8 protein-coding genes are annotated in these 12,887 nt (G+C 46.0%); 5 read left to right on the top strand and 3 right to left on the bottom strand.

Translation table 11 applies throughout. The features are described 5' to 3' along the window. Window positions 1–3: 3 nt before the first annotated feature. Window positions 4–504 (bottom strand): nuclear transport factor 2 family protein, encoded by a 501-nt coding sequence (locus ACU37H_RS17350; RefSeq protein WP_472704724.1) that lies wholly within the window; start codon window positions 502–504, stop codon window positions 4–6. 94 nt (window positions 505–598) lie between these two features. On the opposite strand from ACU37H_RS17350, the gene ACU37H_RS17345 reads away from it, so the two are divergent. Both ACU37H_RS17345 and nagB read left to right on the top strand, forming a co-directional pair. Further along, the gene (locus ACU37H_RS17345) at window positions 599–2,245 is read left to right on the top strand and encodes a beta-N-acetylhexosaminidase (RefSeq protein ID WP_472704726.1); all 1,647 of its coding nucleotides are present in this window, start codon (window positions 599–601) and stop codon (window positions 2,243–2,245) included. A gap of 46 nt (window positions 2,246–2,291) precedes the next feature. Next, window positions 2,292–4,220 (top strand): glucosamine-6-phosphate deaminase, encoded by a 1,929-nt coding sequence (gene nagB, locus ACU37H_RS17340; RefSeq protein ID WP_472704728.1) that lies wholly within the window; start codon window positions 2,292–2,294, stop codon window positions 4,218–4,220. A 173-nt stretch (window positions 4,221–4,393) separates the two neighbouring features. On the opposite strand, the gene pnp is transcribed toward nagB, so the two are convergent. Together pnp and rpsO are read right to left on the bottom strand one after the other, a co-directional pair. Continuing rightward, complete coding sequence (gene pnp / locus ACU37H_RS17335) at window positions 4,394–6,559, bottom strand: polyribonucleotide nucleotidyltransferase (RefSeq protein ID WP_472704730.1); 2,166 nt, start codon at window positions 6,557–6,559, stop codon at window positions 4,394–4,396. Window positions 6,560–6,816: 257 nt separating this feature from the next. After that, window positions 6,817–7,086, bottom strand: coding sequence for a 30S ribosomal protein S15 (gene rpsO, locus ACU37H_RS17330; protein WP_472704732.1), 270 nt, complete (start codon window positions 7,084–7,086; stop codon window positions 6,817–6,819). Between the two features lie 200 nt (window positions 7,087–7,286). On the opposite strand from rpsO, the gene ACU37H_RS17325 reads away from it, so the two are divergent. The 3 genes from ACU37H_RS17325 (at window position 7,287) to ACU37H_RS17315 (ending at window position 12,873) form a co-directional block, all read left to right on the top strand. After that, window positions 7,287–7,919 carry a MiaE family protein gene (locus ACU37H_RS17325; RefSeq protein WP_472704734.1) on the top strand — a complete coding sequence of 211 codons (633 nt, stop codon included), beginning with the start codon at window positions 7,287–7,289 and terminating at the stop codon, window positions 7,917–7,919. A gap of 263 nt (window positions 7,920–8,182) precedes the next feature. Then, complete coding sequence (locus ACU37H_RS17320) at window positions 8,183–9,406, top strand: ROK family protein (RefSeq protein WP_472704736.1); 1,224 nt, start codon at window positions 8,183–8,185, stop codon at window positions 9,404–9,406. 329 nt (window positions 9,407–9,735) lie between these two features. Beyond that, entirely contained in the window at window positions 9,736–12,873 is a 3,138-nt protein-coding gene (locus tag ACU37H_RS17315) for a SusC/RagA family TonB-linked outer membrane protein (protein WP_472704738.1), read from the top strand. Window positions 12,874–12,887: the final 14 nt, after the last annotated feature.

Raw genomic sequence — 12,887 nt, 5'->3', positions numbered from 1 at the left:
CCGCTACAAAGCAGGCTGGTCGGGCTTTTCAGGAGTGCTCTCCCCATCCATAAAGGCCTGCAGGTTTTTCCGGGCGCGGCGATGCACCTTGCGTTTCATAAAGTTGGTCCACCCAAATAGTTTACCGGTCAGCCCAAAAGCCTGCTCCAGCCAGGTCGCCAGCTTAAAGCCATCGCTGTGTTCGAGGATGATGCCATCGCTGATCTTCATAAACGCTTTTGCACGATTAACCACCTTTCTCCCCGTGGCTGTGAACGTGTAGATCGCTGTCCACTTGCAGGTAATATACTGATGATCGATCTCTGTAATTTCATTATACGTCAGCGAGAAGTCTTTGGCATTGGTGCATAACATTTCCCACATCGCCTTCACCTCATCACCACGCAGGAATCCAAACACCGGATCACTGAACAGCACATCTTCGGCATAACAACTGTTCATGGTCTGGAAATCCCTTCTGCTAAAGGCTTCATAAAACTTTTCTACTACTTGCTTATTTGTCATATTCACTTTTTAAAAGACAATCGTTTGCGCTGATTTTGTGCTCAGATCGTCTGCAAAAATACTTATCTTGGCAACTCTAAAAATATTCTTTGCTATGTTAAAACCTTTCGTTTTTGTACTACTGCTAGCTAGCCAGTGCTTATCAGCACAAAACATTAATATCATTCCCAAGCCGACGAGTGTTGTCGAGAAAACCGGTTCGTTCACTATTTCGAACAAGACGGTCATCGTAGCGAAAAGCAAAGATGAAATACTATCGGCTAATTTCCTGAACGACTACCTGAAAAGCTATTTTGGCTTTTCGCTTCCTGTGCGGTCTTCCGGCAGCAAAGGTATCATTATTATGGCGGGAAATACCGGGAAGGACGGATACACGCTGAACGCCGGAAAGAATGCGGTTACGATCAAAGGCAATACAGCACCGGGAGCTTTTTACGGGATACAGACCTTGATACAGCTGCTCCCCACTACCAAATCTGCTACGCTGGCCATCCCGGCTGTTAGCATCACCGATGCGCCAACGGTGCAATACCGCGGCCTGATGCTGGATGTGTCGCGCCACTTTTTCCCCGTGTCTTTTTTGAAGAAATACATTGATTATATCGCCCTGCACAAAATGAATTCCTTCCACTGGCATTTGACGGATGATCAGGGCTGGCGGATTGAAATTAAAAAATATCCCAGGCTTACTGAAGTGGGCGCATGGAGAAACGGGACGATCATCGGCCGTTTCCCCGGAACAGGTAATACCAACGAGCGTTACGGCGGTTTTTACACACAGGAAGAAGTGAAAGAGGTGGTTAAGTACGCTGCAGACCGGTTCATTACCGTTGTACCCGAAATTGAGATGCCGGGACATGGAAGCGCGGCTATCGCGGCGTATCCTTTTTTAAGCTGTTTCCCGGACAAACCGACTTACGATTATTTCATCAGGGACAATACCGACGAATATTGGGCTGGCGACCTTGCGGGTAAACAGGTCATGCAAAGCTGGGGTGTTTACGACGACATCTTCTGCGCTGGTAAAGAATCTACTTTCGAATTCCTGGAAAATGTATTGGACGAAGTGATTCCTCTGTTCCCCTCCAAAGTCGTACATATCGGCGGCGATGAAGCGCCCAAGATCAACTGGGAATATTGTCCTAACTGCCAGAAAAGAATAAAAGACCTCGGTATAAAAACCGATAAAACCCATAGAGCGGAACACTACCTGCAAAGCTATTTCGTGCAGCGCATGGAAAAGTACCTGAATGCCAAAGGCAAGACGCTGATTGGATGGGATGAAATCCTGGAAGGCGGTCTGGCGCCTAACGCGTGGGTTATGAGCTGGCGCGGCGAGAAAGGCGGTATCGAAGCGGCGAAACAACATCACAACGTGATCATGACGCCTACCACTTACGCTTATATCGATTATCAGCAAGCTAAGCATGAAGACTCCGTTACCATCAGTAATAATAAAGGTCACCTGCCAATCGATAAGGTGTACAGCTGGAAAATATATCCTGATGCCTTAACAGCAGAAGAAAAACCTTATGTACAAGGCGGACAAGCTAACTTGTGGACAGAATACGTCTCTAATCCCTCCAAAGTGGAATATATGATCTTTCCACGTGTGGCAGCCGTGAGCGAAGTATTATGGACGCCGGAAGATAAAAAAGATTGGAACGACTTCAGCAAACGCCTGGAAACCCAGAAAAAACGGTATGATCTGTGGGGTACCAATTATTACGGTAAGCAATAAGATTCAACAACTGCATAAAAGAAGCATCATTTTTTAAAACCGAACAATGGACAAGAGACAAACATTAAGTAACCACATTGACAGCCTGGAAAAAATCAGTGTCAATATACAGGCAGACGTGAAGGCGGGGTCAGTGGTTATTGCTCAACAGATCGCGGAGCTCATCAGAAAAAAGCAAGCTGAAGGAAAGAATTGTGTATTAGGATTGGCGACCGGGTCGAGCCCTAAAACCCTCTACGCCGAGCTGGTGCGCATGCACAAAGAGGAAGGACTAAGCTTCAGCAATGTGATCAGCTTTAACCTGGATGAATATTATCCTATCAGTAAAGAAGCGCCGCAGAGCTATTATCGGTTCATGCAAACGCATTTGTTTAGCCAGGTGGATATACAACCCGAAAATATTAATATTCCTGATGGCGATATCCGCAAAGAAGATATTAAATCTGCCTGCGCGGCCTACGAAAAGAAAATCGAGGACGCCGGTGGCATCGATCTTCAGATCCTGGGTATCGGGAACAACGGCCACATCGGATTCAATGAACCTGGTTCCGGCATCTACACGAGAACCCGCCTGGTGAACCTGACCAACAGCACCCGCCTGGCGAATGCTTACGAGTTTGCCAATATCTCGGAGGTGCCCCGCATGGCAATCACCATGGGGATCAGCACCATCATGAAGTCCAAGCAGATCATCCTGATGGCATGGGGCCCCGCAAAAGCAGCTGCTGTTAAAAAAGCAGTAGAGGACGACGACAGCGAAACAGTACCTGCCTCCTTCCTGCAAAACCACGATAACGTAAGTTTCGTGATAGACGAAGCAGCGGCATCACAGCTGACCCGTTCCAAATCACCCTGGCTTACCGGAGATTGTGAATGGACGCCCAAGACCATTAAGAAGGCAGTAGTGAACATGGCGCTCCAGTTGGGCAAGACCGTGTTGAGCCTGACGAATGAGGATTATAATGACAATGGTCTTAGCGATCTGCTGGTTGAAAAAGGAGACGCTTACGAAATCAATCTCGAAGTTTATTATATGCTTCGCGATAGCATCACTGGCTGGCCCGGAGGCAAACCTAATGCGATCATTCCGGCGCACCCCGAGCGGTCCAACCCCTACCCTAAGCGCTGCGTAATATTTTCTCCGCATCCTGATGACGATATTATCAGTATGGGCGGCACTTTCCAGCGGCTCCACGACCAGGGACACGAGGTGCATGTGGCTTACCAGACTTCAGGTAATATCGCGGTAACCGACGAATTCGTTACGAGGTTCCTCGACTTCGCGGTCGGGTTCAACGAGATAGCCAACATTCATTCGGAGATCCCTTCTCAAATTTTATCAGAAGCTAAAACTTATATCTCGGGCAAGAAGCCGGGACAGGTAGACTCTCCTATCATCCGGGAGATCAAAGGCCTGATCCGGCGCGGGGAAGCGAAAGCGACGTGTAACTATGTTGGTATCAACCCGGCTCATATTCATTTTCAGAACCTGCCTTTCTACGAGACAGGCACGATTGAAAAGAATCCGCTCGGAGAAAAAGATGTTGAACTAACCGTTGAATTACTGCGCGAAATAAAACCACACCAGGTGTATTGTGCCGGTGATTTTGCTGATCCGCATGGTACCCACCTGGTTTGCTTCAATGCCGTATTAAAAGCATTGCAAAGGATCAAAGCAGACGGAGACGAATGGATCAACGACTGCTGGCTCTGGCTCTACAAAGGAGCATGGCAGGAATGGGATATCGAAGATATTGAAATGGCCATCCCTATGAGCCCGGCTCAGGTTTTGAAAAAACGTTTCGGTATTTTTATTCATCAATCTCAGAAAGACAGTGTGCCTTTCCAGGGAAGCGACGACCGCGAGTTCTGGCAACGTGCAGAAGAAAGAAATGCAGCAACAGCCAAGATCTATGCGGATCTCGGTCTGACGCATTACGCGGCAATGGAAGCCTTCGTAAGATGGCATTATTAAACGAACACAGATTAAACCTTCAGTAAGAAGCCGTCCCGGTTACCGGGGCGGTTTTTTTATTGGGCGTAAGCAAGCGTAATGGAAGATATAGCAAAGGCAATCCTGATAGGATGTTCCTCAGATGCCACTTATATAAAAAAAGAAGGTGCTCTTTTGGAACACCTTCTGATATTTTAAGATTGAGGAGCATCGCCCTCCGGCTTTCTTTCCGGTTTTGGAATCAAGGCTTTCCTGGAAAGCTTGAATTTACCTGATTTCGGATCAGTTCCGATCAACTTCACTTTCATCGCATCTCCTTCTTTTACTAATCCATCAAGCGTTTCTAAGCGCTTCCAGCTGATCTCACTGATGTGAACCAATCCTTGTTTACCTGGCAAGAACTCTACGAAGGCTCCAAACGGCACCACTGACTTAACCGTGGCATCGTATACATCGCCCACAACAGGCACTGCTACAATACCTTTGATCCAATCTTCTGCTTTGGTCACCGCTTCTTTTTCAACACCGAAGATGCTGATCTCTCCCATGTTATTCACTTCTTCGATATTAATGGTAGCGCCTGTCTCACGCTGAATTTCCTGGATCACCTTACCGCCTGGCCCGATCACTGCACCGATAAATTCTTTATCGATAAACATCTTAACAACCCTTGGAGCATGTGGCTTCACTTCCGTTCTGGCTTCAGGGATTGCTTTGTACATATGTTCCAGGATATGTAACCTGCCGGCTTTCGCTTGTTCCAGCGCTTCTTTCATCACTTCCATAGACAGACCATCCACTTTGATATCCATCTGTACACCACAAATACCATCGCGGGTACCCGTCACTTTAAAGTCCATGTCTCCCAGGTGATCTTCATCTCCTAAGATATCGCTTAGAATAGAGTATTTCTCTCCTTTAGTAATCAGTCCCATTGCAATACCCGCCACGTGTTTAGGGAAAGGTACACCCGCATCCATCAATGCCAGTGATCCCGCACAAACAGTCGCCATAGATGAAGAACCGTTTGACTCAAGGATGTCACTTACAACGCGCACCGTATATCCAAACTCAGCTTCTGAAGGCATCATTTGTTTTAACGAACGCATAGCCAGGTTACCATGTCCTACTTCCCGGCGACCAGGTCCACGCATCGGTTTTACTTCACCGGTAGAGAAAGGAGGGAAATTATAATGAAGGATAAATTTGGAATATTTAGAGGTAGCGGCTGTTTCAATCAGCAATTCGTCCAGGCCAGTGCCCAGTGTTACGGTAGTGAGAGACTGGGTCTCTCCCCTTGTGAACAATGCAGAACCGTGAGGAGAAGGCAATACATCCACTTCCATATCCAGCGGACGGATCTCATTCAGCGCACGTCCGTCGAGGCGGATCCGGTCATCCAGCACCATGTCGCGAACGACATCATACTGTACGTCGTGATAATATTTTAATGCCAGCTTCTTTTCAATATCGGTAAAAGGAACTTCTTCAGTTGACTCTTCCACCAGCTTGGCGATCAGTTCGTCTTCCAATGCCTTGAACTGGCTGGAACGATCGTGCTTAGCGGATTTGCTTTTTGCGATCTCGTATACCTTCGGACCGGCAAATGCATATACTTTTTCTTTCATCGCCTCGTTCATAGCAGGCAATGCATATTCACGTTTGGTACTCACGCCTTTCAGATCTCTCAACTCCTGTTGAGCTTTGATCTGGATGCGGATGGCTTCGTGCGCTATGCCTAACGCTTCGATCAGGTCGGCTTCTGAACATTCGTCAGACTCACCTTCCACCATCATCAGGTTCTTTTCAGTAGCGGCGATGATGAAGTCCATATCAGCATTCTCCATTTCGCTGCGGCCAGGGTTCACCTTGAAGGCGCCGTTGATGCGTGCTACACGCACTTCACTCAGGATCTCTTTGATAGGCACATCTGATACGGCCAATGCTGCGGAAGCAGCCAAACAAGCGAAAGCATCGGGCAGAATGTCCGGGTCACTGCTCACCAGTGTTACCAGCACCTGAACTTCACAAAAATAGTCGTCGGGGAACAAGGGCCTGATCGCACGATCGATCAAACGGGAAATCAGCACTTCATAATCGCTCAGTTTTCCTTCACGCTTGAAAAATGAACCGGGAATGCGGCCTGCAGAAGCAAACTTCTCCTGATAATCTACTGTTAAAGGGAAAAAGCTCTGGCCTTCTTTAGGTTCCTTGTTGGCCACCACGGTCGCCAGCAGCATCATTTTGCCGATGCTCACGGTAACGGAGCCATCTGCCTGACGTGCCAAACGGCCCGTCTCTATAGTAACTTCGCGGCCATCGCCGAGATCGAAGGTCTTTCTTAATGGTTGTTGTAACATAAAAACGTTTTAGATTTTTTGAATTATGGATCAAGCAGCAGTGCTTTCATTATTAGCCCTGGCGACTAACAGACCGGCAATACCGGCTAGCAATCGGGTATAATCAAGAGCTATTCCGGTTGACAAGATTTGGGGTACAAAAACACGTATTCCCAACACTGGTCAATGTTGGGAATACGATAATATGTTAAGTCTGAAATTATCTAATCAAACCCAGGATATAAAACAGTTTCCCCAACGTTACCGAAGGAGGATTACTATTTTCTTAATCCCAGCTTCTCAATTAAAGCACGATAGCCCTCAAGGTTATGCTTCTGTAAATATCCCAGCAGGCTTTTACGTTTACCTACCAGCTGCATAAGGCCGCGGTGAGTAGAGAAATCTTTTTTATTTTGCTTTAAATGTCCGCTGATCTGGCTGATACGCTCGGTTAATTGCGCGATCTGGCCCTCAATAGAACCTGTGTTAGCGGCATTTCCACCGAATTCTTCAAAAATCTGTGCGTTTCTTTCTTTTGTAAGTGGCATACTGTCTTTTTTAAAAGGTCATCCTGTTTTGTATCCTATAATTTAAGGCGGCAAAGGTAAGGAATAAATTTAAAATTTGGAATTTAGGGCCGAGATTTTTCGAAATCACCGCCTGGTACCTTAAAATGTGAAACTTGTCACCCAGGTGAGCGTCAAAATCGGCCCTACCAGGCCGCCATGATCCGATTCGCTTAAAAATCATGACTCAACGCTATTTTTGCACCATGCAATACGACCAACACACCAGAAATATATTGGGTCTCCAGCTGCCTACCGATCCGCGTTGGGTAGATTTGGCGGGAATTTCCCTGGAAGCTATCCTGACCGATCATGCTTATTGCGAACAGAAAGCCGCCACGAGCTGCATCACATTGATACAAAAATACAGTGAAAAAGAGAAACTGGTGGTTGAGCTGGCTCCTATTGTCACTGAAGAATGGGGCCATTTCCGGTTGGTTTTACAGGAGCTGCACAAGCGCGGCTTGAGACTAGGCAAACAGCGAAAAGATGAATATGTCAATGCGCTGATCCAGTTTCAACAGAAAGGAGGCGCTCCGGATGACCGGTTTCTGGATCAGTTACTGATGATGGCCATGATCGAAGCCCGTAGTTGCGAGCGCTTTAAAAGACTAAGCGAAGGATTGAACGATCCTTACCTTGCCAAATTCTACCGGCGTTTTATGGAAAGCGAGGCAGGCCATTACACACTTTTTATCGAACTCGCGGAGACCTACCTGCCCAGGGAAAAGGTGCGCAGCCGCTGGGCAGAATGGTTATCGCACGAAACGGTCATAATGAATGAGCTGGAAGTGAGAGGAGATCGGATACATTAGTCGGAGATCGGGCGCCAGGAGACAGAAGTGAAGGTCTGCAGTTGGGGGCAAGACATAAAAGTCCGAAAGTCCGTGGCAGGGATGCGAGACCGAGGTTGATGTTGTCTTCAGCTTTCGGCATTAGGTCTTCCGATTTTAGGCTTCGGACTTAGCCTCTCCATCCTCAGACTTCAGAAAAAAATTTAAAAAGTTTTTTCAATTATTAAAAAATAATACCTACATTTATCACTCGTATCCTTAACTGCTAAAGAAAACCTTGACAAATGATTGCCAACATTATCTCCAAAAAGCAGAAATTTTATAAAGAGATTTTAAAGCACTTGTTTTTTAATAAACAATTGTCTTGTGCAGACCTGAGCAACCTGATTGGTAAAAGTATACCGCTTACCACGCAATACCTTAATGAGCTGATCGGCCTCAAAATGGTCGTGGAGAAAGGGTATGCTGCCTCAACAGGGGGACGCAGACCACAAACCTACAGTATCAAAAATGGTACCTTATATGTAGTGGCAGTTGCAATGGATCAGCTGGTGACCCGTGTCGCACTGATTTCGAACGACAATACTATTGTCGGGGAAGTGGAGAAATTCGATCTGGTGCTGGCTGACAATCCCAATAGCCTGAAAGAATTGATCCGGCACTTACAGGTTTTTATACAACGTTCAGGTATTCCTCCGTCAAAAATTGCAGGCATTGGCATAGGTATGCCGGGCTTTGTAGATGTGGCAAAAGGAATCAATCATACATTTCTGCCTTGTACACAAGGCACCATTGTAAGCAATATTGAGGAAGCGCTGAAGATCCCCACGCTGATCGATAATGATTCGAGCCTCGTAGGGCTGGCCGAGCTGAAGTGGGGTGCTGCGAAAAATAAAAGCCATGTGATGGTGATCAATGTGGGCTGGGGTGTGGGCTTGGGAATTATTTCAGATGGAAGGTTATTTCGCGGTAAAGACGGATTTGCCGGTGAGTTTAGCCACATACCTTTGTTTGATAATAACAAGATCTGCAGCTGCGGCAAACACGGCTGTCTTGAAACAGAGACTTCCTTACTGGTGGTTGCCCAGAAAGCAGTAAAGACCTTTAAAAAGCAAACCGCTCCTACCCTTATCAAAGAGTTGAACGGCAACCGGATGGAAGAGTCTGCCAAGAAGATCATTGAAGCGGCTCACAAAGGAGACAAATTTGCAATAGAATTAATATCGGAAGCCGCTTACAACATAGGACGCGGAGTAGCCATACTGATCCATTTGCTCAATCCCGAATTGATTGTGATCAGCGGCATTGGTTCGCTCGCTGGTAAAGTATGGGTAGCGCCGATACAACAGGCGGTGAACGAACACTGCATACCCAAAATTTCTGAAAATACTGAAATCAAAATATCCTCACTGGGATATAACGCAGAACTGATCGGCGCAACAGCGCTGATCATGGATAATTACGAAAAGCTTCCAAAGCTATTGGCAGAAAAAATGATGATCGCTTAACTGCTGCGACCATACATCTTGTAAACTGTCGGCATTATTTCCGCGCTGCGTGTTATATTTTAATACCGTATTGTTTAATTTGAAAAATGATGATGATGTATCGTACTAAAAGACATATTAATTAATCAAAAAGCATTTAACCCATTATTAACCGGCAATTTACGAAGCTGCTTTGCTAAACCTATCGTTTTGCGATCTACTGCTCAAAAAGAGTGCACTCCAGGTTGATGCTACCTAAATTTTTTAACTGCTGCTGCCCCACAGGGGAGCAGACTGCGGCCATTTGCTGGCTGTGGCGTATTCATTTGTAAACCAAAAAATCAGTAACTATGAACAAAACAATGCAAAGACTGCTGTTCGTTATTATTATGAGTAGTGTGACGCTACTCGTTCACGCACAGCAGCGAACCGTTACGGGCACAGTAACGGATGAACAAAATGTGCCGATTCCTGACGCTTCCTTAACGATCAAAGGGACTGGCTCCGGCGGAACGACCGATGCCAACGGAACCTTCTCATTAACCATTAATGGCAACGACGCGGTGATCGAATGCAGCGCTGTCGGCTATTTGAACAAAGAGATTTCAGTGGGCACCCAAAACACGCTTTCCATCACACTTACGCGTGCTGAAGCCAAAGGCATGGAAGAAGTGGTGGTGACAGCGATGGGCATTAAACGTGAGAAAAAAGCACTGGGTTATGCCTTCCAGGAGGTGAAAGGAGAAGCGCTCGTTGAACGAAGAGAGGCTAATCTCGCCAACGCGCTCACCGGACAAATAGCCGGCTTACAGGTAGTGAGAGGAAGTAACGGACCTGCCGGATCTTCCAAGATAGTCCTCAGGGGTTTTAATTCTCTGACCGGAAGCAACCAGCCGCTCATCGTTGTAGATGGAATACCGATGGATAATTTTACAGGATCAGCCAACAACGACTATTGGAATCCGGCAGTGGACATGGGTAACGGCCTGGCGGATTTAAACCCCGATGACATCGAAAGCCTGAGTGTGTTAAAGGGCGGTGCAGCTTCAGCCTTGTATGGTTCAAGAGCAGGTAACGGTGTTATATTAATTACAACGAAGAAAGGGACAAAGAAGCCCGGAGCTGGTATTACTTACTCCGCTACATTTGGAATGGAAACCTTGTTCATGGAGCCTGAACTTCAGTCTTCATTTGGTCAGGGTTCTTACGGCGCATACGTAGTAAATAATACATCGAGCTGGGGTCCGAAGATTGAAGGGCAGAGCTATAAAAAATGGGATAGCGCTACCGTTGCTATGCAGGCGTTTGATAACATCAACGCTTTCTTTAAAACAGGTTTTAATACTACCCATAATCTTTCTTTTCAGCAACAAATATCTCCCAATACCAGCATCTATTCTTCAGGTACTTACTTCTCTGACAATAGCCGTATACCCGGCGCCAAGCTGGAGCGGTTGAACCTGACTACAAGAGCAGTGTCCAATTTTGGCTTGAATAAAAAATGGACAACTGACTTCAAAGTTCAGTATATGAACAATAAGGCTACCAACAGGCCATTGAGCGGTAACAATGCAAATAACTATTTCTACACCGTTCTGCTGCAGCCCCGGTCCTTTGACATACGGGATCTTCAGCCAGGGGTAGACAAGAATGGCAATCATTTTTACTGGCTGCCAAGCGATCAGTCTTCTGCCGTGAATCCGTATTGGGCAGTAGATAACAATATCAACCAGGATCAGCGAGACCGTTTTTTATTGAACGGGTCTATCAAGTATCAATTTACCGATTGGTTAGTAGGTGAATTAAGAGGTGGTGCTGACATATTCAACACCATTGGCGAAACAAAGCTTTACGCCAGTAGCCCGATCCTGACCAACGGCAGATACGCTTATAGTACAGATGCATTTATAGAGAAGAATTTCATTGGATCGATTACCGCATCTAAAGATAATTTGTTGGGAAAGTTCGGTGGGTCGATTGGCGTGTATGGCCAAATGATGAAAAGAGACCGCAAGTATGTAGCGGCTAATTCCGGAGAATTGGAAGTTCCTAATTTGTTTTCTCTGAACAATGGTAAGAATCCCGCAACGCTTAGCCAGATATTTGAGAAAAAGCAGATCAACTCTATGTTCAGCACTGCAGAGATTAACTATAATGGCTTCTGGTTCTTGAATTTCACAGCGCGTAACGACTGGTCGTCTGCTTTAACTAAACAGAACCGTTCTTACTTCTACCCTTCTGTCAGCACATCATTGATCGTAACCGACATGATCAATCGTACGGGAGGTCATACACCGGCATGGTTAAGTTTTACGAAAGTAAGAGCCTCATACGCTACAGTCGGAAACGACCTGCCTCCTTATCAATTATATAATAACTACACTATAGGTAAAGACCCTAACGGTAATACTACAGCCGGTAGGGAAAACACGCTGAACGATGAAAATATCGTAAGCGAACTGATTAGAAATTTTGAAGTAGGATTGGAAAGTAAGTTCTTCAGGAACAGGTTTGGCTTTGATCTTACTTATTACAAGCAGAATGCCACTAATCAGATCTTAAGAATTCCGACTAATCCGTTAAGCGGTTACCAGTTCAAACGTGTCAATGCCGGTAACATTCAAAACTCCGGTATCGAGCTGGTGTTGAATGCACGCCCTATCGAACACGAAAAAGGGTTAACCTGGGATATCACTTTCAACTACGCCAGGAACAAAAACAAAATCGTTGACCTGTATGAAGACGTAGATGTATACAACCTGGGTGGATACGACAACGTGCAGATCAATGCTGTTAAAGGAAGCAATTACGGGGATATCTGGGGAACCAAATTTTTGAGAGTAACTGATCCGAACAGTGCGCATTATGGCAAGCCGTTGCTGTCGAGCGAGGGTTTGCCACAGGCAGATCCAAAAGCTGCCTTATTAGGCAACCAGTTACCCAAAGCGATACTGGGCCTGAGCAACACTTTTAGCTATAAAAATTTCACGTTGGGATTATTATTAGATGGTCGCATTGGCGGAGAAATATTCTCTGGTACCAACCTGATCCTTCAGGAAGCAGGCCTTGCAGCAAAGACAGCGCCAGGGGGGCAAAGAGAAAAGTTCGTAGTTGACGGAGTAGTGGTTGATCCGGCCAAGAGCGGCAACTACCTGCCTAATACAAAAGAAGTTGTACAACAAGATTATTGGGGTGCAATAGCTGTAGGTAACTTAGGCATCACTGAAGCCAACGTTTATGACGCCACGAATATCCGCCTGAGAAACGTGTCGCTTAATTATTCGCTGCCTAAAAGCTTCCTTAAAAATTCTATTGTGCAAAGGGCCAAGATCGGATTCTCTGTCAACAATGTTTGGATGATCAAAAGCAATCTGAACGGCATTGATCCGGAGTCTGTATTTGCAACCGGCTCCAATGCTATCGGTTTTGAATTTTTTGCGCCACCCACCGGACGCTCCTATTTTCTAAACTTCCTTTTTGGATTTTAATTAAAACGAAGACA

The organism is Niabella sp. ZPM-14 (genome assembly GCF_055693045.2).
Note: the sequence above shows the minus strand (reverse complement) of the source record. Positions and strands in the feature narration are given on the sequence as shown.

What these genes read in the sequence shown, in the direction of transcription:
- ACU37H_RS17315 (WP_472704738.1), top strand. Translation starts at nt 9,736, where the DNA reads ATGAACAAAACAATGCAAAGACTGCTGTTCGTTATTATTATGAGTAGT.
- rpsO (WP_472704732.1), bottom strand. Translation starts at nt 7,086, where the DNA reads ATGCCACTTACAAAAGAAAGAAACGCACAGATTTTTGAAGAATTCGGT.
- pnp (WP_472704730.1), bottom strand. Translation starts at nt 6,559, where the DNA reads ATGTTACAACAACCATTAAGAAAGACCTTCGATCTCGGCGATGGCCGC.
- ACU37H_RS17350 (WP_472704724.1), bottom strand. Translation starts at nt 504, where the DNA reads ATGACAAATAAGCAAGTAGTAGAAAAGTTTTATGAAGCCTTTAGCAGA.
- ACU37H_RS17325 (WP_472704734.1), top strand. Translation starts at nt 7,287, where the DNA reads ATGACTCAACGCTATTTTTGCACCATGCAATACGACCAACACACCAGA.
- nagB (WP_472704728.1), top strand. Translation starts at nt 2,292, where the DNA reads ATGGACAAGAGACAAACATTAAGTAACCACATTGACAGCCTGGAAAAA.
- ACU37H_RS17345 (WP_472704726.1), top strand. Translation starts at nt 599, where the DNA reads ATGTTAAAACCTTTCGTTTTTGTACTACTGCTAGCTAGCCAGTGCTTA.
- ACU37H_RS17320 (WP_472704736.1), top strand. Translation starts at nt 8,183, where the DNA reads ATGATTGCCAACATTATCTCCAAAAAGCAGAAATTTTATAAAGAGATT.